At 65.3% G+C, this 24806-nt stretch carries 22 protein-coding genes; 12 read left to right on the top strand and 10 right to left on the bottom strand.

From position 1 onward, the window contains the following. Positions 1-145 precede the first annotated feature (145 nt). From RMP10_RS14555 to RMP10_RS14545, 3 genes are all read right to left on the bottom strand, one after another. Entirely contained in the window at positions 146-790 is a 645-nt protein-coding gene (locus RMP10_RS14555) for a hypothetical protein (protein WP_310570932.1), read from the bottom strand. A 173-nt stretch (positions 791-963) separates the two neighbouring features. Next, entirely contained in the window at positions 964-2202 is a 1239-nt protein-coding gene (locus RMP10_RS14550) for a RagB/SusD family nutrient uptake outer membrane protein (RefSeq protein ID WP_310570931.1), read from the bottom strand. Between the two features lie 5 nt (positions 2203-2207). Continuing rightward, positions 2208-5273, bottom strand: a complete 3066-nt coding sequence (locus RMP10_RS14545; RefSeq protein WP_310570930.1) for a SusC/RagA family TonB-linked outer membrane protein — start codon at positions 5271-5273, stop codon at positions 2208-2210. 150 nt (positions 5274-5423) lie between these two features. Here RMP10_RS14545 and RMP10_RS14540 point away from each other — a divergent pair, with 150 nt between their 5' ends. From RMP10_RS14540 to RMP10_RS14500, 9 genes are all read left to right on the top strand, one after another. Next, positions 5424-6122 (top strand): peptidylprolyl isomerase, encoded by a 699-nt coding sequence (locus RMP10_RS14540; protein ID WP_310570929.1) that lies wholly within the window; start codon positions 5424-5426, stop codon positions 6120-6122. 103 nt (positions 6123-6225) lie between these two features. Then, positions 6226-8622 (top strand): bifunctional salicylyl-CoA 5-hydroxylase/oxidoreductase, encoded by a 2397-nt coding sequence (locus RMP10_RS14535; RefSeq protein WP_310570928.1) that lies wholly within the window; start codon positions 6226-6228, stop codon positions 8620-8622. Further along, on the top strand, positions 8619-9434 hold the full coding sequence (locus RMP10_RS14530; RefSeq protein ID WP_310570927.1) for an SDR family oxidoreductase: 816 nt from the start codon (positions 8619-8621) through the stop codon (positions 9432-9434). The genes RMP10_RS14535 and RMP10_RS14530 overlap by 4 nt, the downstream gene beginning before the upstream one ends. After that, positions 9431-9886, top strand: coding sequence for a MarR family winged helix-turn-helix transcriptional regulator (locus tag RMP10_RS14525; protein ID WP_310570926.1), 456 nt, complete (start codon positions 9431-9433; stop codon positions 9884-9886). The genes RMP10_RS14530 and RMP10_RS14525 overlap by 4 nt, the downstream gene beginning before the upstream one ends. After that, positions 9883-10725 carry an enoyl-CoA hydratase family protein gene (locus tag RMP10_RS14520; protein WP_310570925.1) on the top strand — a complete coding sequence of 281 codons (843 nt, stop codon included), beginning with the start codon at positions 9883-9885 and terminating at the stop codon, positions 10723-10725. The genes RMP10_RS14525 and RMP10_RS14520 overlap by 4 nt, the downstream gene beginning before the upstream one ends. 2 nt (positions 10726-10727) lie before the next feature. Further along, positions 10728-11912: an acyl-CoA dehydrogenase family protein gene (locus RMP10_RS14515; protein ID WP_310570924.1), complete on the top strand. Its 1185-nt coding sequence runs from the start codon at positions 10728-10730 to the stop codon at positions 11910-11912. 42 nt (positions 11913-11954) lie between these two features. Then, on the top strand, positions 11955-13592 hold the full coding sequence (locus RMP10_RS14510; protein ID WP_345785801.1) for an AMP-binding protein: 1638 nt from the start codon (positions 11955-11957) through the stop codon (positions 13590-13592). Continuing rightward, complete coding sequence (locus RMP10_RS14505) at positions 13592-13996, top strand: RidA family protein (RefSeq protein WP_309669506.1); 405 nt, start codon at positions 13592-13594, stop codon at positions 13994-13996. The genes RMP10_RS14510 and RMP10_RS14505 overlap by 1 nt, the downstream gene beginning before the upstream one ends. Further along, positions 13993-14763 (top strand): enoyl-CoA hydratase-related protein, encoded by a 771-nt coding sequence (locus tag RMP10_RS14500; protein ID WP_310570922.1) that lies wholly within the window; start codon positions 13993-13995, stop codon positions 14761-14763. Before RMP10_RS14505 ends, RMP10_RS14500 begins: the two co-directional genes overlap by 4 nt. Here RMP10_RS14500 and RMP10_RS14495 read toward each other — a convergent pair. The 5 genes from RMP10_RS14495 to RMP10_RS14475 form a co-directional block, all read right to left on the bottom strand. Then, the gene (locus RMP10_RS14495) at positions 14753-15415 is read right to left on the bottom strand and encodes a hypothetical protein (protein WP_309669504.1); all 663 of its coding nucleotides are present in this window, start codon (positions 15413-15415) and stop codon (positions 14753-14755) included. The genes RMP10_RS14500 and RMP10_RS14495 overlap by 11 nt on opposite strands. After that, positions 15412-16380 (bottom strand): hypothetical protein, encoded by a 969-nt coding sequence (locus RMP10_RS14490; RefSeq protein WP_310570921.1) that lies wholly within the window; start codon positions 16378-16380, stop codon positions 15412-15414. The genes RMP10_RS14495 and RMP10_RS14490 overlap by 4 nt, the downstream gene beginning before the upstream one ends. Positions 16381-16412: 32 nt before the next feature. After that, positions 16413-17726 (bottom strand): VWA domain-containing protein, encoded by a 1314-nt coding sequence (locus RMP10_RS14485; RefSeq protein WP_310570920.1) that lies wholly within the window; start codon positions 17724-17726, stop codon positions 16413-16415. A 69-nt stretch (positions 17727-17795) separates the two neighbouring features. Then, positions 17796-18014 carry a hypothetical protein gene (locus RMP10_RS14480; RefSeq protein ID WP_310570919.1) on the bottom strand — a complete coding sequence of 73 codons (219 nt, stop codon included), beginning with the start codon at positions 18012-18014 and terminating at the stop codon, positions 17796-17798. A 17-nt stretch (positions 18015-18031) separates the two neighbouring features. Continuing rightward, positions 18032-19756 carry a sodium:solute symporter family protein gene (locus tag RMP10_RS14475; RefSeq protein WP_310570918.1) on the bottom strand — a complete coding sequence of 575 codons (1725 nt, stop codon included), beginning with the start codon at positions 19754-19756 and terminating at the stop codon, positions 18032-18034. 87 nt (positions 19757-19843) lie between these two features. Between RMP10_RS14475 and malQ the strand changes: the two genes are divergently transcribed. Continuing rightward, positions 19844-21328, top strand: a complete 1485-nt coding sequence (gene malQ, locus RMP10_RS14470; protein WP_310570917.1) for a 4-alpha-glucanotransferase — start codon at positions 19844-19846, stop codon at positions 21326-21328. Here the strand turns inward: malQ and RMP10_RS14465 are convergent. Beyond that, a complete protein-coding gene (locus tag RMP10_RS14465; RefSeq protein ID WP_310570916.1) occupies positions 21325-21630 on the bottom strand; it encodes a superinfection immunity protein in 306 nt (101 codons plus the stop codon). The genes malQ and RMP10_RS14465 overlap by 4 nt on opposite strands. Positions 21631-21647: 17 nt before the next feature. Here RMP10_RS14465 and RMP10_RS14460 point away from each other — a divergent pair, with 17 nt between their 5' ends. Continuing rightward, the gene (locus RMP10_RS14460; RefSeq protein WP_310570915.1) at positions 21648-22469 is read left to right on the top strand and encodes a GNAT family N-acetyltransferase; all 822 of its coding nucleotides are present in this window, start codon (positions 21648-21650) and stop codon (positions 22467-22469) included. Here RMP10_RS14460 and RMP10_RS14455 read toward each other — a convergent pair. Then, positions 22466-23785, bottom strand: a complete 1320-nt coding sequence (locus RMP10_RS14455; RefSeq protein WP_310570914.1) for a hypothetical protein — start codon at positions 23783-23785, stop codon at positions 22466-22468. The genes RMP10_RS14460 and RMP10_RS14455 overlap by 4 nt on opposite strands. Before the next feature lie 137 nt (positions 23786-23922). Here RMP10_RS14455 and RMP10_RS14450 point away from each other — a divergent pair, with 137 nt between their 5' ends. Then, positions 23923-24630, top strand: a complete 708-nt coding sequence (locus tag RMP10_RS14450) for a hypothetical protein (RefSeq protein ID WP_310570913.1) — start codon at positions 23923-23925, stop codon at positions 24628-24630. Positions 24631-24806 lie beyond the last annotated feature (176 nt).

The raw sequence follows: 24806 nt of genomic DNA, 5'->3' as shown, positions 1-24806 counted from the left end.
GGCAATCCGGACACTCTCGGGCAATGTGAACCGAGCACCGGCTGTTGGCCAGGACACGCAGCCAGATTCGGCCAGTCTCATTGTCTATCGCAAACCATGCCAAACTATGGTCAAGTACATCGTGGTTAATTCGCCCTGCGTCCCCCTACCGCCCCCGCGCCGCCCGCACCCACGCCGTCACCACCATCGCCCCGCCGATCACGCCAAGCCCCACCACCACCCCCGCTGTCCCCTGCAGTGCCACGCCGCGCACCGCGAAGAAGAACGCCGCCACACTCGCCGCGCCCAGCAGCCACCCAGCCCGCTCCAGGCGCGACCACCCGCGCACGACGGGCCGCGACGAGTCCGTGATCAGCACCGCGCGCCACCGGGGCCAGTCCCACGCCAGCAGCCACAGATTAGCCAGCAGCATCGCCACCGTGATCACCGGCGTCCCTGTGAACTCGATCGCGATCGTGATCACCACGACGTTCACGAGAATCGGTAGGAACAGCACCGCACCATAGAACGCGGTCGCAGGAATCAGCAGCAGCAGGCCCGCCACCACCTGCGAGAGGCCGAGAAACCGCCAATAGGCGCCGGTCTGATACATGGCTTCGAAGAACGCCCCCACGGAGGTGTTCACCCCCAGTGAGGTGAACCGCTCGCCCATCAGCTTCACGCTGCCGGTGGGAATGAAGGCGACCGCGAGCAAAATGCGGCACATCAGCGTGAGGCGCGCGGCGGCGGGGTACTGCATCACGCGCGCGTTCAGCGCGTCGAGCGCGCGTAACGCTTCGTCGGTGGGCATGGGCCAACGTACGGCGCGCGAGGCAGTTAGGATTCGACCGCGGCCTCGACATCGCCGCCTCGGCCATACCGAACGGAAAAAACGCGACACCTTCGTCGCGTTTTTTCGTAGCAGGCGAATGCGCCCGCCATAGCGGGGCGGGCCGCCACTGGCGCCCGCCCCCTACTCACCGCCTACCGGCCGAAATTCGGGTTGGCGAGCTTCTCCACGTCAGGCAGCGGCCAGCAGCGCTGCGTGCCGTAGCTGCCGCCCTTGGGATAGAGCACCCCGGCCGCCGGCACCTGCGCGATGTTGAACCGCTTCGCATCGAACCAGCGATTCCCCTGCAGGAACAGCTCGCGGCGACGTTCCTCCGCCACCGCGCTGTCGAAGTTGGCCGTTTCCGCGGCAGACAACGCCGGCATCGCCACGCCGGTCCGTGCGCGAAGCACATTGAGAATGTTCACGCCTTCCGCACCACCGCGCGCCTCGGCGAGAATCAGCTGCGCCTCGATACCCGAGGCAATCGGGTACGTCGCCGTCAGACTGGCGTACTTGTTCTGATTCCACAGCCGGTTCACCTGGTCGGCCGCGGTCCGATTGATATCAGTCACCGACACCCGCGGATCATTCAACGTACGATACGCCGGCGCCACCGACGTGTTGTTCGACTGGTTCACCTGCTGGAAGATGCGATTGTTGCGACGACCGATCGTTGCATCGGCGGTGGCGCTGTAGACGAAGCCCACCGGTACACGCGCCGCGTCTTCGGCCGCGCCCGCCTTGGCCCCTTTGTTGATTCGCGCGCGCGCCCGCCCTACGTAGGCGAGATTGAGCACGGCCGCATCACCCGCGGTCGTGGCGGCGGCAATGGCGCGGGTGAATCGCGTTTCCGCCGAATCGAAGAGCTGGGCCGGCGTGAGGGACGCCCCGAGGTTGATCACGCCTTCGCAGAACCCTTCGCCGAGCAACAGCACACTGTAGCCGGCCATCGCGGAGTTGATCGCGATGAGTCGCTGCCGGTTGGGGACTTCGGTGTCGCTCCATCCTTCGAGCTTGGCTACGGCTTGGTCGTTGGTGTATCGCGCCGTGCTGATCGGCGTATACACGCCGATGCCTTCGCACCCCGATGAGGAGTAGAGCGCGTCCACCGCTTCCACGTTGCGTCGGTCGTAATTCCAGCGGGCGGCGGTTTGGGTGGCGTCCACGAGTTCGCCGGCGCCGAGTCCGCTGGCGACGATGTAGCCGCCCAGTGCGCATTCATAGTCGGACACGGCACTGGCTGAGATGAGCGCGGCATTGCCGGGCACGAGATACGATGACTCAGCCAGTCGGCTTGGCGTTTGTACCGTGAGCAAGCGGTCGAAATTGCTGCAGGCGGCGGTGAATCCGAGCATGATCACCGCGGTCATAACCTTCATCGTCTTGGGCATGATGGTCAGAAGTTGAAGTTGACGGTGGTCACAAACTGACGGAGCTGCGGCAGCACACTCTGTTCCCACTGGCCGAATGCACCGCCACGCGTACCACCATTGAACGAGGCTTCCGGTTCGATGCCCGGGAAGTTGGTCCGCAGGCCGAGATTGCGACCAGCCACGGTGATCGAGGCACGGCTGGCTCCGAGGCGCCGGGCCAACGACTGCGGCAGCGTATAGGTGGCCGCGAGTTCACGGAACCGCGCAAAACTCGCGTCGGAGATGAGATGATGGGTAAATGCCGTTCCCGCCTGCACGGCGGCGAGCAGGGTCTTGTCCTGTACTTCGTCGGGGTAATAGAGCTCACGACAGAGTACGAACGCGCCACAGCGGACGCGGTAGTTGCCATCGAGCTTCTTGTAGCCGCCGCGCCAGTCGACAAAAGCGTTCACGCGGAGATTGCGGAACAGCGTGAGGCCGGCGGAGAAGGAGCCTTCCTGTCTCGGCACCGTGTTCCCGAGAAAAACGCGTGGTGCCGTTGCACAGCCCACGGTGCCCCCGGTCCCATTGTCGCACAGCAGATTCGTGGCGCGCTTCGTGACCGCGTCATAGTCGGCACTGACGATGCGGCGGTCCCACCAGGCACCGGGCGCGTAACCGACCTTGTGCGCGACGTTGCTGCTGAGCGATACGAACTCCGTGGTCCCGCCCAGCGACGCGATGTTATAGCTGTTCACCGATCCGCTGAGCGTCAATTCGAGCGATACGTTATCGCGCCGTAGCGGCGTGCCGCGCAGCAGCCACTCGAACCCGTTGCGGTCCACCTGCCCCGCATTGAACAACTGGAGGCCCGGGAAGCCATTGGAGGGCGGCGCCTGACGGGACAAAATGGCGTCCTTGGTGGAGCCGGCGAAATACGTGACTTCGAGACCGACGCGGTCGTTCCACATGCCGGCGTCGAGACCGAGTTCGAGTTCGCTGCTCCGCTCCGGTCCGAGATCCGGATTACCAGCCGATGACGGGGTGAGAAATCCGCCGGACGCCGAATACGTGCGAATGGCGTCGAACGCCCCGGGCTGCAAGCCACTGGCGCCGTAGGCCGAACGGACGCGCAGCTGGTTGAAGAAGGCCGGAATCGGCAGCGACGGCTCGTCGCTCAGCACCCACGAGGCACTCAGCTTGGGATACGTCACCGCGTCGAAGTTGGTGCCGAACGCCGAGTTGTCGTCGGTCCGGATCGCGGCGGTGAGGAACAACCGATCGTTCCAGACGAACTGCTGCTGGACGAATGCACCCACCGTGTTGTTCTGCACCAGTTCATCACCACCAACATTGCGAATGCTGGCGGATGCGATGGAGGTCAAACCCACGGCGGGAAACGTAGTGCCGCTGATCGAGCGCAGTCGTGATTGACGCAGATAGATCTGCCCGCCGACGGACGTGACACTCTTGACCGAGGGGAGCAGTTTGAAGTCCGCATTGGCGACGTAGTCGTACGAGGTCAGCGTCACGTCGCGAGTGGACGTGGAAATCGCGCCGGCCGTCGGGAGACCGCTGCCGGCAAACGACGCATACGTGGCCCCGATGATGTCGTTGCGTGGGGTCCGGTCTTCATTGTTCTCGGCGAGCCGATCCAATCCTACGATGAGCCGATGGTTCAGCCAGTTCGTAGGCCGATTGGTGAACTGGAAGCTGCCCGTAAAGCGATCGGCATCCTGAAACACATCGTACGCTTCGTAGTAGGCGTTCGGTGGTCCCGAGCGGAACCCGAGTTGCGGATTGTTCGGGTTCCGCGACGACGTGTTCACGCCACCATATAGGAACGTCGGCGAGGAAAACACCGTGCCCCACACCGCGCCACCGCCACCCGACTCGTACGGCAGATACGTGCGTCCCGTCGTGTATCCGAGAGAGGTCTGGAGATCCACTTTTGGCGAGGGATTGGCCTGCAGATTCACGCGGAGGTTGGTGCGACGCAGGCGGTTCACGCGTTCGGCACCCTGATTCTCCTCATAGCCGCCGCCAACGTAGTAGCGGACCGCGCTCGTTCCACCGGACACGGACATCTGGATGTCTTGCAGCGTACCGTTGGTGAACACGTCGTTGCCGAACTTGCGCTGCAGCGAGTCGTTCAGCTGCTTGGTCGAGATACTGATCGTATCCAGCGCCGTGGTGCTGCCGGCGCGGGGGACGGTGCCGTAGTTATCGTCGAAACGCGTGAGAAAGTCGGGCACCCAGCTGGAGCCACCACGCGCGGTGACACTCCACACGGGGCGACCAGCGGCGCCTTTCTTGGTAATGATCTGAATGACACCGTTGGATGCTTCGGTACCGTATAGCGTGGCCGCTGCCGGACCCTTGATGACTTCGAGGCTCTCAATGTCATCCGGGTTGAAGTCGTTCCAGCGAGAGATGGACGCCGAACCGAAGCCCTGATTCGCCGGGCCGGACGCTTGCGTGTTGTCGACACGCACGCCGTCGACGTAGATGAGCGGATCGTTCGACAGGGACAGGGAGCTGGCACCACGCACGCGAATACGTGAGCCGCTGCCGACCTGTCCCGAGCTTGCCACCACGCTGACGCCCGAGGCGCGGCCGTTGAGCAGTTCCTGCAACGAACTCACCGGCTGGGTTGCGACAATTTCTGCCGCGTTCACGGTGCTCACCGCGTTGCCGATCGCCCGCTTCTCCGCGACACCGGCGGTGCCAGTGACGACGACCGACGTGAGCTCCATGGCGCGCTCCGACATGGCGATCCGGACGCTTGCATCACCGATCGTCACGCCAATCGTTCGCGGCTGAAAGCCGATGCGCCGTACCGTGAGCTGCACTTGGCCGGCTCCGGTCAGCCCGGCCAGACGAAAGCGGCCGCCGGCATCAGAGCTGGTGCCAACGGTACGGCCTTCCACCAGAATCTGCGCGTCGCTGAGCGGGGAGCCGTTCTTTTCGTTCACCACGGTACCGGCGATCGTACCGGTGGCTTGTGCCTGTACGTCGGCGCGAGGAGCCAGACTCACGGCAACGAGACCGAGCGCGACGATGACTCGACGTGCGGTGGCCGCTGCTTCGCGGACGGCAGAGGGTAGCATGTGCATTGTCTCCCAGTGGTAAGGAATCCCGCCGATCGCGGGGGTAAGTAAGCGGGAAGCTACCTTCCCAAACATCGCAGTCCAGAGTGAGGTCACCGCAGGTCGGCCAGTCCCCTCACGCGCAGTCCCCGCACGCACTACCATCACCGCATGTCGATTCCCCGACAGCTTCCAACGCTGCGCCGAACGCTCACGCTGGTCGCCTGCGCCGCGGCCATCGGCGCCTGCCATCGCACGCCGTCGACCACCACCGCACGCCCGCTCCTGCTGAGCCCTGCCAACGCCGAGTTCACACGCCCTGCCCCGCCGCTCTCGCGTCTCCGCTTCGAAACAACCACAGGCGTGTTCGTGCTCGAACTCCATCGCGACTGGGGCCCGCTTGGCGCCGACCGGCTCTACAATCTCGCGCGGCTTGGCTACTTCACCGACACCCGCTTTCACCGCGTGCGCACCGCGTACATCGCGCAGTGGGGCCTGCACGGCGACTCGGCGGTGAATGCCGCTTGGAAGGGTCGCTATCTGCGCGACGACCCGCCCCGGTCGCGTAACACGCGCGGGACGTTCGCCTTTTCGTACGAGGGCCCGGGTCGCGAGCACACGCGCAACACGCAGATCTATGTGAACCTCGCCGACAACCCGCGCAACGACGCCGAGCCGTTCACGGTGCTCGGCACCGTCGTGGAAGGCATGTCGGTGCTCGACAGCCTGTACAGCGGCTACGGCGAAGACTCCGGCAGCGGCGTGCGACAGGGCAAGCAGGGACCGCTCGAGCGCGGCGGCAATGCGTACATGGATCGCGAATTCCCCAAGCTCGACCGTATTCTTCGCGTGACGATCTCCCGGCCTTAACGCACCGCCAAGAGGCCGCAACAGCCCGGTGGCACCCAATTCCTTGATATTTGAAGTAATTGATCGTAGCGTCGAGGGGTATCCTCATTACGGAGCGAATGCGGTGAACGTCGTCGTCGTTGGTGGTGGTCCAGGCGGGCTCTATGCCGCGCTGCTCATGAAGCGGCGCGATCCGAAGGCCGAGATCACGGTGATCGAGCGCAATCGTCCCGACGACACGTTCGGCTGGGGCGTCGTGCTCTCCGACCAGACGGTCGCCAACCTGCGCGCGGCCGATCCGGAGAGTGGCGCCGCGATCAGCGAGGCGCTCCACCGTTGGGATGACATCGACGTCCGCTTTGCCGGCCGCTCCCTGCGTTCGGGCGGGCACGGCTTCAGTGGCGTGGGGCGCAAGCGGCTCCTGGCCATCTTGCAGCAGCGTTGCCGCGACGTGGGCGTCGCCCTCCACTTTCAGCAGGAACTTCAGCCCGACCAGCTGGAGGCGCTCGCTGCCGAAGCCAAGGCGGATCTCGTGATCGTCTCAGACGGCATCAAGAGCCGCCTGCGCAAGCGATTCGCAGACGGCTTCCGGCCTGAGATCGATTTGCGCCGCTGCCGCTACGTGTGGCTCGGCACGCCCAGACGGTTCGACGCCTTCACGTTTGCCTTCACGGAGACCGCCCACGGCTGGTTTCAGGCCCACGCGTATCAGTTCGATGGCGAGATGAGCACCTTCATCGTGGAGACACCGCACGATGTATGGGAGCAGGCCGGTGTCGCCGATATGACGGACGCCGAATCGATCGCGTTCTGCGAATCGCTTTTCGCCGACACGTTGCAGGGAGCACCACTCGTGAGCAACGCAGCGCATCTCCGTGGCTCGGCGCAGTGGATCCGGTTCCCCCGCGTGACCTGCGCCGAATGGGTCCACTGGCTCGATATCCCGCGTGATGACCGCGGCGACACCAGCACGCGCCGCATTTCGCTCGTCCTGTTGGGCGACTCGGCGCACACGGCGCACTTCAGCATCGGCTCCGGCAGCAAGCTCGCCCTCGAAGACGCCATTGCGCTCGACACGCAGCTGGCGGCCCATCCGGGCGACATCGCGGCGGCGCTGGCGCGCTACCAGGCCGAACGGAGCGTGGAAGTGCTCAAGCTGCAGAACGCGGCGCGCAACTCCACCGAGTGGTTCGAACATGTCGACCGTTACGCCACGCTGGCCCCCGAGCAGTTTGCCTACTCGCTGCTCACGCGCTCGCAGCGCATCTCGCATGAGAACCTGCGCGTGCGCGACGCGGCGTACGTGGGCGCCTTCGAACGATGGTTCGCGCAGCAGTCTGGGCTGACGGTCGCGCCCGATGCCACCGCACCGCCGGCGATCTTCACGCCGTTCACGATGCGCGGCGTCACGGTGCCGAACCGGATCGTCGTCAGCCCGATGGCGCAGTACTCGGCCACCAACGACGGCCTGCCCACCGATTGGCACCTCGTGCATCTCGGCGCTCGTGCCACCGGTGGCGCCGGACTCGTGATGACCGAGATGACGTGCGTGGCACCCGATGCGCGCATTTCGCCCGTATGCCCGGGCATGTGGAACGACGATCAGCGCGACATCTGGGCCCGCATCGTGCGCTTCGTGCACGAGCACACGCCGGCGAAGATCGGACTGCAGCTCGGACATGCGGGAGCGAAAGGGGCGACCAAGACGATGTGGGACGGCATCGACCAACCGCTCGAGCATGGGGCCTGGCCGTTGATCGCCGCGTCGGAGCTTCAGTATCTCGACGGTATTTCGCAAACGGCCCGCGAGATGACACGCGACGACATGCTGCGCGTGACCGGGGAGTTCGTGCAGGCCGCGCAGCGTGGCGTGGCCGCTGGATTTGATTGGCTGGAGTTGCACTTCGCACACGGCTATCTCATGTCGGGCTTCCTCTCCCCGCTCACAAACCGTCGCACCGATGCCTACGGCGGTGATCTCGCGGGGCGCGCCAAGTTTCCGCGCGAAGTGTTCACCGCGGTGCGCGCCGTGTGGCCGGCCAACTTGCCGATCTCGGTGCGCATTTCCGCGCATGACTGGGCGACCGGCGGCAATACTGATGACGATGCGGTGGCGATCGCCACACTGTTCCGGGACGCCGGCGCAGATATGATCGACGTGTCCGCCGGGCAGGTCGTGAAGCGCGAGCGTCCGGTGTACGGCCGCATGTGGCAGACGCCCTTTGCCGATCGCGTACGACAGGAGGCGGGCATTGCGACCATCGCTGTCGGTGCGATCACCGACGCCGATCAGGCCAACGGGATCATTGCATCGGGACGCGCGGATCTGGTCGCCATCGGACGTCCGCATCTGACCAATCCGGCGTGGACGCTCATGGAAGCAGCGAAGTACGGCTACGCCGGCGCCGTGTGGCCGGTGCAGTATCTGGCTGGCAAGTCACAGCTGGATCGTCTCATTGAACGCGAGCGCTCGACGCGCGCTGCCGCCGAGGGCGCACCGCCCACCGGAGAGCTCACATGAGCCTGCATACGAGTGATTCGTTGCCGGCGCTAGCCGGCCGCCATGCGATGGTGACCGGAGCGAACCGCGGCATCGGCGCGGCGATTGCGCGCGCCCTCTCTGCGAACGGCGCCCGGGTCTCGCTGCTGGTGCGTGACGCCGCACGCGCCAAAGCCGTGGCGGCCTCATTGTCGGGTCCATACACGGTGGTCGTGGCCGATGTGACCGATCGTGAGGCGCTGGTCGGCGCGTGCGTCGCTGCCGCCGAAGCGTTGGGGCCCGTCGACATTCTGGTGAACAACGCCGGCACCGCCGAATCGGCACCGTTTCTCAAGAGCGACACGGCATTATTTGAGCGCATGCTTGCGATGCACCTCATGGCGCCGGTGTACGCGTCGCAGGTGGTGTTGCCTGGCATGATCGAGCGCAGCTTTGGCCACATTGTGAACGTGGCCAGTGTGGCCGGCCTCATGGGCGCGCCCTACGTCACGGCGTACACGGCAGCCAAGCATGCGATGATCGGGCTCACGCGCTCACTCGCGCTGGAGGCCGGACCGCGCGGCGTGGCGGTGAATGCGGTATGCCCTGCGTACACCGACACTGACCTCGTGACCGGTGCCGTCGAGCGGATCGTGCAGCGTACCGGGCGCACTGCCAACGATGCACTGCAGTCGATCCTTGCCGATGCCGGGCAGACGCGTATCGTGACGTCGGAAGAAGTGGCCGACGCGGTGCTCGCGTTATGCACCGCACCGATCGGCGCGGCCATAGGTCAGACCATCGTGATTGACGGGCGCGCCGACGACGAGCGTACACCGGAGCGTGGCGGGTGACGAGGACCGATCAGGAATCGCTCCGCCTCTGGCTGCGCCTGTTCACGACGACCACGCTCGTCGAGCGTCAGCTGGACAGCGCCCTCAAGCGCGAGTTCGGCTCTACATTGCCACGCTTCGACTTGATGGCACAGCTGGAACGCGCGCCCGACGGCCTGCGCATGGGAGAACTCTCCGAGCGCATTCTCACCACCGGCGGCAATGTCACGTGGCTGGTACGCGCCCTCGAGGCCGACAAGCTCGTCACGCGGCGCGTGTCTCCAACCGACAAACGCGCCGCCATCGTACGACTGACGGCGGCCGGCAAGCGCCACTTCGCCGCCATGGCGCACGCCCATGAGCGCTGGGTCTCCGACATCTTTGCCGCACTTCCTGCCGACGACCAGCGCGCGATGCACACGCGGCTTGGCGTCGTGAAAGATCGTGTTCGTTCTCCCAGGAGCAGCTCATGACCAATTCAATGACGGCGATGCGGCACCCGTTGGCGGCGCTCGAGCCGCAGCACTTCGCGTGGTCGACCGCGCACGACGGTCGCGTAGGGGTGATCACCCTGAACCGTCCGTCGCGCAAGAATCCGCTCACGTTCGAGTCGTACGCCGAGCTGCGCGATCTCTTTCGCGATCTCAGTTACGCATCGGACATTCGTGCCATCGTGCTCACGGGTGCCGAGCACAATTTCTGTTCCGGTGGAGACGTGTTCGAGATCATCGAGCCGCTCACGCGCATGGCTATACCCGAGCTGTTGGCGTTCACGCGCATGACGGGTGATCTCGTCAAGGCAATGCGCGCCTGTCCACAGCCGATCATCGCGGCAGTCGACGGCGTTTGCGCCGGCGCTGGCGCCATTCTCGCCATGGCCTCCGACATGCGCCTGGCGACGCCACAGGCGCGCACGGCGTTTCTGTTTACGCGCGTGGGCCTCGCCGGCTGCGACATGGGCGCCTGTGCGCTGCTGCCGCGCATCATCGGCCAGGGGCGTGCGTCGGAACTGCTGTATACCGGACGCGCGATGGACGCGGCCGAGGGCGAACGGTGGGGCTTCTACAACGCGCTCGTCGAACGCGACGCGCTGTTGACTGAGGCCGTCAAGCGCGCCGGCGATCTCGCCAACGGCCCGGCATTCGCGCACAGCATGACCAAGACCATGCTGGCCCAAGAGTGGAACGTGTCGATCGATCAGGCCATCGAGATGGAAGCACAGGCGCAGGCGCTGTGCATGGGCACGCAGGATTTCCGCCGGGCGTTCGAAGCGTTCGCCGCCAAGCAGTCCCCCGTATTCGAGGGGAACTGACGATGCAGGGCGCAACTGAGCATCTCGCCTGGCCGTTCTTCGACGACGCGCATCGCGCGCTCGCGACGTCCGTGACCGAGTGGACCGCGGCGCAGGGTACCGAGCCGCTTGCGCATGGTGAGGCCGAGGTCGACGACGCCTGCCGCGCCTGGGTGCGTCGACTGGGCGATGCCGGCTTTCTGCGCTACTGCGTGCCGGCGCCATGGGGCGGTGCGCTCCCCACACTCGACTCGCGCGCGCTCTGCCTGCTGCGCGAGGCGCTTGCCGCCCACGATGGACTCGCCGACTTCGCATTTGCCATGCAGGGGTTGGGGTCTGGTGCGATCAGCTTGGGGGGCAGCGACGCGATGCGCGCTGAGTGGCTACCGCGCGTGGCCTCGGGCAGTGCGATCGCCGCATTCGCTCTCTCGGAGCCCGATGCCGGTTCCGATGTGGCGGCGATGCGTATGCGGGCCACGCGCACCGATGCGGGCTGGCAGCTCGACGGCGCCAAGACATGGATCTCGAATGGCGGCATCGCCGATTTTTACTGCGTCTTCGCCCGCAGCGGCGCCGAGCCGACCGGATCCAAAGGTATCAGTGCCTTCTTCGTGCGGGCCGACACGCCGGGCCTGCGTGTCGCCGAGCGCATCACGGTGATGTCGCCGCACCCGCTGGCGCTGCTGTCGTTCGACTCGTGCGTGGTACCGCACGACGCGCTGCTCGGCGTCGAGGGAGAGGGCTTTTCGCTCGCCATGCGCACGCTCGACATCTTCCGCGTGTCGGTAGCCGCGGCCGCGACGGGATTTGCGCGACGCGCTATGCACGAGGCGCTTACACAAGCCGAGTCACGCGCCATGTTCGGCACCACGCTGAGTGCGCAGCCCGTAGCGCAGGCGATTCTGGGCGACATGGCCACCGATCTCGACGCGGCGGCGCTCATGACCTATCGGGCCGCGTGGCATCGCGACACCCAGAGCAGCCGCAGCACCGGCGTGGCCGCAATGGCCAAGCTGGCCGGTACGGAGCTGGCGCAGCAGGTGATCGACCGTGCGCTACAGCTGCACGGCGGCCGTGGCGTGCGCGTGGGTGAAGTGGTGGAGCGACTGTATCGCGATGTGCGCGCGTTGCGGATATACGAAGGTGCCACGGAAGTGCAGCGCCTGCTCGTCGGCCGCGAGACCGTGAAGGCTCACCGTCAGCGCTGAGATCACGCCATGACGACGTCATCTGATCGCATGACCGTGCAGCTGCACCCGAGCGGCCATGTCGATGGTTTCGCACGTGCGCAGCTGCCGCCGGTCGAGCACTGGCCGGTGATCATGCTCGAGGGTGTGTACGCGGTGCCGCCGCGTCTCAATGCGGCGGTGGAGCTACTCGATCGCGCCATTGAGGAAGGGCACGGTGATCGCGTAGCGATCGTGGTGCCGGATAGCCTCGGTGGATGGGAAGAGACCACGTACGCGCAGTTGGCGGCGCAGGTCGACGCGCTGGCGCACGTGCTGGTGCACGATCTCGGACTCGTCTCCGGCAATCGCGTGCTCTGCCGCGGCTTCAACGGCCGCTTCATGACAGTGGCGTGGCTGGCCACGCTCAAGGCCGGCATGGTGGCCGTGACCACGATGCCGATGCTGCGGGCCGGTGAGTTGCGCATGGTGATCGAGCGCGCGCAGTGCAACGCCGCACTGTGCGATGCACGGCTATTGGAGGATCTGGCCACGGCCGCGGCTGGGACACCATCTGTTCGCGCCGTACGATGCTGGGGCGGAGACGGCGCCGACGGCCTCGAGCGCGCCATGGCGCGACACAGCGCGCCGTTCGCTGCGGCCACCACGGCGAGTGACGATGTCGCACTCATCGCGTTCACATCGGGCACCACGGGGATTCCGAAGGGATGCATGCACTTTCATCGGGATGTGATGGCGATGTGCCGTGGATTCTCCGAGCAGGTACTGGGCATCACGCCCAACGATCGCTGCATCGGTACCCCGCCGATCGCATTTACCTTTGGGCTCGGCGGCCTCGTGTGCTTTCCGATGGCCGCGCGTGCCAGCGTCGTATTGCTGGAGCGCGCATCGCCGGAGAGCTTGCTCGAAGCCATCGCCGACACCGGTGCAACGATCAGTTTTACCGCTCCGACGTTCTATCGACATATGGCGATCATGATCCGGGATCGTGCGGGGTGTTTCAACACCTCCTCGCTTCGCGTGACCGTGTCGGCCGGTGAAGCCCTGCCCGATGCCACACGCACCCTCTGGCGCGAGGCCACCGGTCTCGAGATGCTCGACGGTCTCGGCGCCACCGAGTTGATCCACGTGTTCATCGGCGCGGCCGGTAGGGATTGGCGACGCGGCGCGATCGGACGGGCGGTACCCGGTTACACCATCGCCGTGCTCGACGACGACATGCGCGAGGTGCCCCGCGGCGAGGTGGGGCGGCTGGCGGTTCGCGGTCCCACTGGCTGTCGCTATCTCGCCGACGCGCGACAGACATCCTACGTGCAGGGCGGGTGGAATCTCACAGGCGATGCCTGCACGATGGACGACGACGGCTACGTGTTCTTCAAGGCCCGCACCGACGATCTCATCATCTCGGCCGGCTACAACATCGGAGCGCCCGAAGTTGAGGGCGCACTGCTGCAGCATGAAGCAGTCGCCGAGTGTGCCGTGGTCGGGCTTCCCGATGACGAGCGCGGACAAGTGGTGACCGCCTTTGTCGTACTGCGAGCTGGCGTTGAAGGCGACGCGACGCTCGTGCGCCTGCTGCAAGAGCACGTCAAGGCGACGATTGCGCCGTACAAGTATCCACGACAAGTGCAGTTTGTGAGCGCGCTGCCCAAAACCGACACGGGAAAGCTTCAGCGATTCCGTCTCAAGGAGAACAGCTGATGCATCGCACGTTACAGCCGGACGGATGGTCGCGCCCACGTGGATACGCCAATGGGATGTCAGCGCGCGGCCGTCAGATTCATGTGGCCGGACAGATCGGGTGGAACGCGCAGCAGCAGATGGTGAGTGACGACTTCGTGGAGCAAGCCAAGCAGGCCATGCGCAACATCGTCGAGGTGTTGGCCTGCGACGGTGCCACAGCGGAGCATCTTGTGCGCCTCACATGGTACGTGACCGACCGCAACCAGTACATCGCGAGTGGTGCCGCGTTGGGCGAGGCCTACCGCGAAGTGCTTGGCCGCGTGTATCCCGCGATGTCGGCGGTACAGGTGTGCGCGTTGATGGAGGTCAACGCCTTGGTCGAGATCGAAGCCACCGCGATCGTGCCGGACGAACCCGCATGAGCACCGCACGCGATGTACTCGTGAGCGAATGCGTGGACGGCGTCGTCACCATCACGATCGACCGGCCCGATGCGCGCAACGCGCTGCGCCATCAGACGATGAGCGAGCTGGCCGCCGCGATCGAGGTGGCTGATGCGGACGACCGCGTGCGTTGCATTGTCCTGGCCGGAAACGCGCGCGCGTTCGCGGCGGGAGCCGACATCACCGAGATGCTGGCGCTCGACGGACCGGCGCTCGAGCGTCATCCCCGCACGATTGCCTGGCAGCGGATCTGGCGCGCAGGGTGTCCGATGATCGCCGCGGTAGAAGGCGTGGCGTTCGGTGGCGGCAACGAACTCGTGCTGAGCTGCGATATCGCCGTCGCGGGAGCGGCAGCGCGATTCGGTCAGCCCGAGATCACCTTGGGCTGGATGCCGGGCGCAGGGGGAACGCAACGGTTGGCGAGGAGCGCCGGCAAGTCGATGACGATGCAGTTGGTCCTTACCGGCGATCCGATCGACGCGGCCACCGCGCTGCGCGCCGGCATCGTCTCCGAAGTGGTGCCGGCCGGCAGCGCGCTGGCCCGCGCGACTGAGATCGCGCAACGCATCGCCTCGCATCCGCGGGAGGCCACGCGACTGGCACGGGGGGCAGTGCTGGATGCCTACCACACCACACTCGGCGACGGGCTTCTCGCTGAGCATACGTCGTTCCGCGATCTCGCCTCGAGCGAGGAGCGGAACGCGCGCATGCGCGCGTTCCTGGATCGAAACCGCGCTACTTCTTGAACCAGTAGCGCACGCCGACGCGCACGCCGAGCATCTCGGACGTCATCTGCGCCAACGACGCCGCCTGCCCGTTCACTTTCCACGTGCTGAAGTTGCCGGTGGTGTAGGTGCCAGCGGCCTCCACCGACATCTTGTCGGTCCTGAACACCATCACACCGGCACTGACCGTGGCGCCGCCGTTGAAGGCGCTGAAATCGCTGACCACACCGGCGCTGTCGGCGTACTCGAACCCGAGTCGACGAAGCGCGAGGCCGGCCTCCGCGAAGGCCCTCACGCGCGCGCCCGGCGACTGCATCCAGCGAAGGCCAAGATCGCCCTGCAGCATCGCGTAGTCGGTGGACTCGGTGATGATCTCCGACTTGGACGAAATGCGCGCCACTCGGCCCACGAGCGACAAGCGCGGCGATGCGCCATAGGCGATTTCTCCGCCGAACCCGAAGGCGGCACTCCCGCTCGCTCCGCTATAGATGGCCGTGTTCATCCTACCGCCGACGCCGTGCACCGCAGCACTGAGGCCGAGCGTCGACGGCGAGAGCGCCTGAGCGCCGACGGCCGGCGCGGCCAGCAACACGGCAACGAACGTCAGCGCAGCGCGCCGTACCGAGATGTGCATAGGTGAGTCCCGATGTGCGATGAAAAGGTTGAAGCTCATTCAGCGATGTAGCGCCACGGCGCTGACGACGAGGCACGCCGCCAGATGGTGAAGAACGCGGCACCGGGAGCGGGGGCATTGGGATCCTGTTGGACGTTGGGTCGGATCACGCCGAAGGTAATACCAAGATCACCGCTCGAGGCCACGAACGCCGTATCGGCACCCCATGTGATCGTGGTCGGCTGATCACCGTGCCTCGGCGCCACCGTGCGCCCAATGTTGGCGGCACCCACCACGAACTGCGGATCATCGGGACCGCCCATGTTCACCGCATCCGCAGAGCCCATGTCGGCGAACGCGCGTGACAGGCCCACGCGCTGCGCGAGCTGCGAGAAGCCCACTTCGGCGTTCACGAGGCTCCGGTAGTAACGCGCGATGACGTCGCTGTCGACAGTGGCTTTCACCATGCGCCGTGGCAACGCCGGTGCCTGCGGCTCGGACGCGAGTGGCGCCGCACCGATGGGGCGTCGCTTCCACGCGGCCACGCGCCACCCGCGCGGCTCACGCACCCAGTACGCGATATATTTCGAATGCGCGAGACGACCATCGGGATGTTCGGCCGCGAGATAGCCGAAGGTGAAGCCGTGCAAACCGTCGGCCGATACACCACCGCGGATCGGCGCCCACGACAGCTTCGCGACGCTGTCGGGCGACTGCAGCAGCGCACGAATGACGGCCGCCTTTCCCTTCACGATCTCACCGCGTTGCCACGGCGCGATGACGCCGTCGGCGAACATCGCGTCGAGCGCCGCCCGCATCGAGAGATCACTGCTCGTCTTTGAAAACGCGCGGTCGATGTCGAGCAATGTGGTCACAGCCGCCAACGGTGCCGGGTCCGCCGCCCGGCGGTCACTGGTACGGCGTGGAGCGGGCTGCGGCTGAGCCGCAAGGCGTGACCCATCGTAGAGGGGGGTCAACATTGCCGCCAACAGCAACGTCGCAGAAACGAGGAGTGTCGGGCGCATCGTCGAAATCTACGGCCCGACACTCGCGCTCGTTACGGCTCTCGTCTCAGCACATGGTCATTCTGCTTTTTTCCGCGACGGGCATTGTAGCTGCGTTGCATCTGATACTTGGCTTCGACCTCGCTGAACATGCGGCTCTCGTAGCGCTCCGCCAGCCCTCGCAGATCCTGCGCCTGCGCCTGCAGTTCGTCGGCGAAGTCCGGATGCGCCGCCAGTGCGCTGCTCGACAGCGAATCCACCATCATCCGCATTTCGTCCTCCGCCCCGCCGGCGTCGCCCTCTCGCTGACGGCGTGCCGCCTCCTCGCGGGCCCTGGCGGCTCGAGCCAGCAGCACGGCATGCTCGACCGCCGGCACGAGGGTGGACTGCGTCTCCAGCGACGCCGCCACGCCGAGGGTCATCGCGCGGTGCTCAACCCCGCCGCCTTCGATGAGCACGTCCGCCGACACCACCAGCGTTGCGATCGGCGCCCCGCCGCTGGCCAACGCGTCGAGTTGATCGGCCGGCACGAACAGCTCGACCAGCACCGGCTTGGGCTCGCTGGCGTACAGATCGCCCAGATCGAACGTGATCGTATTCGCCACCGCGGTGGCGGGCCAGCTCGAGTGCGTGGCGAACATCGCCACCGGGTCCTCCAGCGTGAGCGTTACCGATAGCCCCTGCGCCGAGACCGAGAGCAGATTCCCCATCTCCTCGGCGAGGACGTCCTGTGCTTGATCGGGGCGTTCGACGTACCAGCTATTGCCGCCGCCCGCGTCAGCCATCGAACGCAGAAGCTCGTCGTCGTAGCCCTCACCGACCCCGATGGTAGTGGTGGTGATCCCCATCGCGCGGGCGGTCCGGGCCAGCTCGACCAACGTGGACGGATCGGTGATGCCGGCATTGGCGTGTCCGTCGGTGAGCAACACGATGCGGCGCGACGATCCTTCGAGGGAGCCGAGCATCCCAAGCGCCTGCTCCATGTGCTGACGACCGCGGAGCCACCCGCCGCTGAGGTTGGTGCTGCCACCGCTGTCGATGTCGCTCAGCTGCTGCACCAGCTGGAGCTGGCGGGCTCGCAGGGCGGGCGGTGCCACGACGTGCACCTGATCGTCGAAGGCAATCACGGACACGACGTCGTCGCGATGCAGACGCTCGACGGCGCTGATCGAGGCGGCCTTGGCGGCCTCCAATCGGTCGCCGTCCATCGACCCGCTGCGGTCGAGCACGAGGGAGATCGCCAGCGGAGTGCGCTGCCGGTGCGCCGGCACCGTGCCGGAGATGGTCACGAGAGCCCGGACCACCACGCCGGCCGGACCGGCGGGCGGGGTGATGGGCTGGTGATCGACGAGTAAGATGGCATCCATCAGACAAACTCCGCGTTGGAGGATGTCTGTATGGTGCGCAGGGGGTCTGACAGTGGCGGTTGGCCGGGTCTACGCCTGGCGACGGGCCACCACGGCGAAGGCGGTCATGATGCCCCCGAACAGCACCATGACCACGCCCCACACAAGGTTGAGATTGATCCCCCCGGACTGGGCGTACATGACAGTATCCGCTCTGGTCAGCACGCCGAAGATCGCCAGTATCGCACCGAGTACGATGAAGAGCAGTCCGATCGGCGTTCGAAGATCGAGGTTGGCTGAGCCACTCACCGGCGAGTCCCTCAAGACTAGAAGAAGATGACGTTGAGCACGACCGTGCACGCCAACACACCCACGGCGAACACCGATGGTCGCTGATACCAGGATTGCACATCATCGACCGGTTTCGGCGTCAGGGAATACACCAGTCCTTCAAGTTCACGGTCGGGACGCGGCGCGGTGGCCAAGCTCACGACGATCGTGACCAGAAAGCAGGTCGTGAACGCCGCGATCGCCGTCCAGAAAGTCTGCGCCATTTCGCTGGGGTAGCTGATCAGCGTGGCGAAGTATCCGCCCTTCACACCGGGAGAAGCGCCCGCCGCCAGCGAGACGCCATGGTGAATGGCAGGCGCGACGGTTCCGGCCACCAACCCCCAGAACGCGCCATGTCCAGTACTGCGCTTCCAGAACATGCCCAGCGCGAACGTGGCGAACAGCGGCGCGTTCACGAACGCAAACACGAGCTGCAAAAACTCCATGATGTTGTTGAACGCGCCCGCGACGTACGCGGCGGCCACCGACAAGGCGATGCCGCCCACGGTGGCCGCGCGCCCCATCCAGAGATAGTGCGCGTCGCTCGCCGATTTCTTGACGTGGGCCTGATAGATGTCGTACGTCCACACGGTGTTGAAGGCGGTGACGTTGCCCGCCATGCCCGACATGAACGACGCGATCAGCGCCGTGAGCCCGAGCCCCAGCATGCCGGTGGGAAACAGCTTGACCAGCATCATCGGTGTGGCGAGGTCGTAGTCGAGCACGACATGGCCCAGACTATCCATCAGCGGAGCGCCGGCCTCGGTGAGCTTGGGCGGGATGATGTTGTCCCCCATCGCCAGCGCGATCATGCCGGGCAGGATCACGAGGAACGGGAATAGCATTTTCGGCACGGCCGCAATGAGCGGCGTGCGGCGCGCTGCCGTCATCGAATCGGCGGCCATGGCACGCTGCACTACGAGAAAGTCCGTGCACCAGTAGCCGAACGAGAGCACGAAACCGAGACCCATCACCATACCGAACCACTCGATACCGATGGAATTCGTGGAGGCTGACCCCATCCCCTGCCACGCGTGCGTGTAGGCGTACTCCGGCAGCCCTCGTCCAGTGGCCGCGGTGGCGAGTTTGCTGGTCAGGCCGCCCCAGCCACCGACGTTGCGCAGACCAATCCACACGAGAGGCGCAAAGCCGAACACGATCATGAAGAACTGCAGCACTTCGTTGTAGATCGCGCTGGTGAGACCGCCCAGCAACACGTATGCGAGTACGACACCGGCCGACACCAGCACACTCGTGTCGAAGTCCCATCCCAGCAACAGATTCAGCAGCTTGCCCATCGCGTACATCGACACGCCGCTCGAGAACACCGTCATGGCCGCAAAGGCAAACGCGTTGAGCGTGCGCGTCTTCTCGTCGAACCGGAGCTTGAGATACTCGGGCACCGATCGCGCGCGCGAGCCGTAGTAGAAGGGCATCATGAAGATGCCGACGAATACCATCGCGGGAATGGCACCGATCCAGTAGAAATGCGCGGTCGCGATGCCGTACTTGGCACCTGACGCACCCATGCCGATGACTTCCTGCGCACCGAGGTTCGCCGACAGGAACGCCAGCCCCGTGACCCACGGCGGCAGCGATCGCCCCGACAGCAGAAAATCGTTCGACGTGCGCATCTTCCGCCGTAATGCCCAGCCGATGCCGAGCACGACGGCGAAATAGATTGCCATCACGACGTAGTCCAACGCGGTGATCTGAGTCATGAGCGAAGGCGCCAAGGAGAACCACGGGGTACGTCCGCTGGCCATCAAACACCCCCGCCTGCAGCATGTCAAGATTATTATCCATCAATGCAATTCCCGCGTGCCGCCGGCATCCTGCTGCATCCGACCTCACTGCCGTCTCCCGGTGGCATCGGGGACATGGGCCCCGATGCATTCCGGTTCATCCGGTGGCTGGCCGACGCGGGCATGAAGATCTGGCAGGTGCTCCCGCTCGGTCCCACCGGATACGGCGACAGCCCCTATCAGTGCTTCTCGTCGTTCGCCGGCAACCCGTTGCTGATTCACGTGCCCGAGCAGGCGCGCGCGCACTTTGGCCACGATATGGAACCGAACTCGGCGCATGTATGCGACTTCGGCACCGTGATCCCGGCCAAACGCGCGCTGCTCGATGCATGGCTCGCCACGATGCCGTACGACGATCTCGTGCGTCGCTTCGTGCGCGAGCAGGAATCGTGGCTGCCCGACTTCGCACTGTTCATGGCGCTCAAACAGGCGCATGACGGCGCGGCATGGACCGCGTGGGAGCACGGTGCCGCGCACCGTGACCCGGACGCGTTGCGCAGCTGGCGCGAGAAGCTGCGCCCCAGCATCGAACGCTGCTACAAAGAGCAGTTTGTGTTCGCCGGACAATTTCAGGCCCTGCGCCACGCGTGCGCGGCGCAGGGCATCCAGCTCATGGGCGACGTGCCGATTTACGTCGCGCACGATTCCGCCGATGTGTGGGCGAATCGGTCGCTGTTCAAGTTGCACGACGATGGCACGCTCATTGTGCAGGCTGGCGTGCCGCCCGACTATTTCAGCGAAACGGGTCAGCTCTGGGGTAATCCGCTATACGACTGGGATGCCATGTCGCGCGATGGCTATCGCTGGTGGATCGAGCGGATGCGCGCGTCGCTCGCGCTGTTCGACGCGGTGCGTCTTGATCACTTCCGCGGCTTCGAAGCCTTCTGGGAAGTGCCCGCTGAAGACACCACGGCCGTGAACGGTCGATGGGTGCTGGGACCCGGCGCGGCGCTCTTCACGGCGCTCACCTCGGCGCTGGGCCCGATGCCGATCGTCGCCGAGAATCTCGGACTGATCACGCCCGAGGTGGAAGCGCTGCGTCTGCAGTTCGGGTATCCGGGCATGGCGATTCTACAATTCGCCTTCGACGGCCCGTCGTCCGAGTTCATTCCGCATCGGTATGTCCGTGAACTCGTGGCCTATACCGGCACGCACGACAACGATACGACGGTCGGGTGGTGGCATTCATCCGGCGCTGGCGATTCTACGCGCGAGCCCGACGCGGTCGAGAAGGAGAAGGCGTTCGCGCGCTCGTATCTCGATACCGACGGTCACGAGATCCACTGGGCCATGATTCGGGCGGCATTCGCGTCGGTGGCGAATACGGCGCTCATCCCGTTGCAGGATGTGCTGGGCCTGGGCAGCGACACGCGGATGAATCTCCCCGGTCGTCAGTCGGGCAACTGGAGCTTCCGCTTCACGTGGGACCAACTTCCGACCACGCTGACCGTGCGCCTACGCGATCTCGCGCAGACGTACGGCCGTTAGCGGGGACGCGCGCCGCCGGGCTCGTGCGCTTCGTCGACTTCGCCGGTTGGTGGCGGCTCGTAGGCGTACGTGAGCACCATCGCCACGATCCAACCGATCACCGTCCATCCCAGCAGCAGGTTGATGGCGGTAATCTTCCAGCGACGTGAACTGCCACGCTTCCAGGCCAGCATGGCGGGCAGGATGTAGAGGCCAGCAAGGGCGATGATCATCACCTGGCCCTTCGGCACGCCGGACCCGACGAAGCGGCCGGCGAAATCCGCAGGGGGATCGAGCGACTGGAGTAGCGAAGCGGACACCATTCCTGAAATATAGACTCATGCGCCACACCTTTCCGTTTGCCGATCTCGCCCTCGCCCGTCGCATCGAACGCGCCGAGGGGCACGCGAACGCCGCATTCGTGCAATCCCGCGCCGCCGTCGACCCGGCGTCGGGCGCCACGCTCCTCGACGTTGGCGGCACCTATGCCCTGTTCGATGGCGTGGGCTCGCCGCTCACGCAGACGTTCGGGCTTGGGGTCAGCGAAACGGCGTCTGCACCGCTGCTGGACACCATCGAAGCCTTCTTCCGAGAGCGCGGCGCCGCGGTGATGCACGAAGTGTCGCCCGTCGTCGATCTCTCGGTGCTCGCACTACTGTCCTCGCGCGGCTATCACCCGATCGAGCTCACCAGCGTGTTGTATCAGCCCATCGAAGCCGCGAGCGTATCCGTAAGCGCCGAGGTATCGGTGCGGCTCGCGCGCGACGGAGAGGCCGACCACTGGGCATCGGTGGCGGCCAGCGGATGGGGTGAGTCGCCGGAGATCGTGGCGTTCGTGCGCGCGATGGGGGAGGTGAGCGCCCGCGCGACCGATACGTACGCGTTCTTCGCCGAGTCGCACGGCGAGCCGATCGCGACCGGCAGCATGCACATACACGACGGCGTGGCGGTACTCGCCGGTGCGAGCACGGTTCCCACGGCACGACGACGCGGTGCGCAGAACGCCCTGCTGTCGGCGCGGCTGGCGTTCGCGCGTGAACAGGGCTGCGATCTGGCCGTCATGGGTGCGCTGCCCGGCAGTGCGTCGCAACGCAATGCCGAGCGCAATGGCTTTTGCCTCGCGTACACGCGCGTCAAGTGGGCGCTGGACGCGACTCGTTAGAACTGCTGGCCGCCGCGTCCGTTGAAGCGCGGATTGACGACCGTGTTGTAAATGGAGCCGAACGTATAGCTCATACCCAGCTGGACGAAAAATCGGTAGTTCGTCGCCAACGCCTGCTGTCGGGCAATGACTTGGTTGTCCGACAGCGCACCGCGACGCAGATACAGCTGATCGTTCACGCGCGAATAGTTGCCGCCCACGTTGATCGCGAGCCCCTTGGCGATGCGCAGGTCGGTGAATCCACTGATGCCGTAGCTGTTGTAGCTCACGTTGTGCAAATACTGGGAGCCATACAACGACATGTTCACCGACCCCCACGGCTGCCGCGCGTTCCACGCTACCGTGAGATTATGTACCGGACGCGTTTCCGTGGTGCGATCATAGATCGTGACCTCCTGATAGCGCATCGACGCGATACCGATGGCGTAGAACGCGGTCAGCTGACGGCGCGTAAAATCCTTGTACGGAAACAGGTTGTACTCGACCGCCGGTGTGACCCGCAGGTTGAGATCGTAGTTGCTGTAGTCGGAGAACTGCGAGCTGGCGGTAATACCCGCCGAGAGGTGATCGCTGATGCTCTTCACGAGCAACGCGTTGCCGCCGTAGTTGCGCTGAATATTCGTGAACTTCGTACCGTCACCGAGCTCGAAGCGACTCTGATCGTATCCCAGATTGGCGCCGAGATTCACCTTCAGCGACTGCGTAACACGATTGGCGCTGATCGTGGAGAAGCCATTTACGAACGATTGCCGCTTCTCGCCATTGCCGAATCCGTTCACGGACGCGCGGTACACCCAGAAATTCCAGGGGTCCTTCACCGACTTGGGACTGGCCGCTGCGGTGCTGGGTGCGGCATAGCTCAGCGTGAGTCGCGACGCGAGCGGAGTCCGCGCCGCGTAGGGCGCAAGCAGCAGCGAAAAGGTGCGCGCCAGCTGTCGACGCACCACATCGTCGGCATCGTTCGGAGCCACGAACACCACCGCCGTGTCGGCGCGCCCCCGGTTGGCGGACTGCCCGATGGCCGCAATGGTGTACTCCGACCCACCAGAGCCGGTACGCAGCGAGGTGACCAGCAACAGCACGTCCGAGACCAGCCGATCGCGGACGAAGTTTACCCAGCGCATCTGATCGCGGAAGAAATCGTAGTCGCAGCGACTGCTCTGGCAGTCGAGGTACACCCGAACGGCGGCGGCCTGCGAGGTATCGGGGCTGGCGGCCGGCGAGGCCGGCGTGGTTGGCACGACGGGCTGCGCCATTGCTGCTCCGGGGGCAATCGCGAGGAGCAGGCACAACAGCAACTTGGAGCGCACTTGCATTGGGAGGGGGGAAAGGGAGTGGGACGAGCTGCAGCGCCGTGACTTTCGGTCGTCCCGACACCATCATGCAGACAGCGCGAGGTACCCAAATCGTTTACACAATGTTTCCCCACCCTTCTTTCCTTACATACTCCTCCATGAGCAGCGACCGTCGCATTTTCCTTAAAACGGCCGGACTCAGCGCGGCCGCGCTGGCCGCAGCATCCTCGGTGCTTCACGCCGATGCACCGACGTCCCTGCCGCTGAACACCGTGGCCGAAGAACTGGAGTCGTGGGAACAGGCGCGTGCCGAAACGTGGGATACCAGCTGGACGAAGCGGGTCACCGGCAAGCACAAGGCGATGTTCGACGTGCCGGAAATTCGCGACGGCGTCGGCATCTTCCGCGCGGGCATCTGGGGACGACAGTACACCGAGGTGCTGAAGCTCGCACCGGGCGACCTGAGCACGGTGATCGTGATTCGCCACGCCGCGATTCCATTGGCCATGAACAGCGAGTTCTGGGCCACCTACGGCGTGGGCAAGGAGCTCAAGGTGAAGGACGAAAAGGGCAAGAAGTGGGCGATGTCGAACCCCATGCTGTCGAATGCCAGCACCGACATGCAGAACTCGTTCAGCGCACTATTGCTCGACAAACAGATGGCCAACGGCGCCATCGTGCTCGGCTGCGGCATGGCGTTCAATCAGATCGTGTCCACGGTGGCGAAGCAGGACAAGCTCAATCCAACCGACGCACGCGATAAAGCCAAGTCATTCCTGATTCCGGGCGTGATTCTGCAGCCGTCAGGCATTTTTGCGAACGTGATGGCGGAAGAAGCAGGGTGCGCGTTCGTGAACGCGGTCTAGCCTCGGCGCGCAACTGACAACGAGCAACGGCAAACTCCCTAGGAAGCAGGGGGGGAGGGTATCAGGGGGCAGGAAAGAGCAGTTTCAAGGGGTCAGAGTCGTTGTAACCGGGGGGTAAAAGGCTCTGTCCCCGGGTAAAACACCGGCGGGCTCCGTGCTGTTAACCACCCCCCAGC

The sequence above is a fragment of the Gemmatimonas sp. genome, assembly GCF_031426495.1.
GTDB lineage: Bacteria > Gemmatimonadota > Gemmatimonadetes > Gemmatimonadales > Gemmatimonadaceae > Gemmatimonas.
The sequence above is the reverse complement of the archived record's forward strand: the minus strand, read 5'-3'. Positions and strand labels throughout refer to the sequence as shown.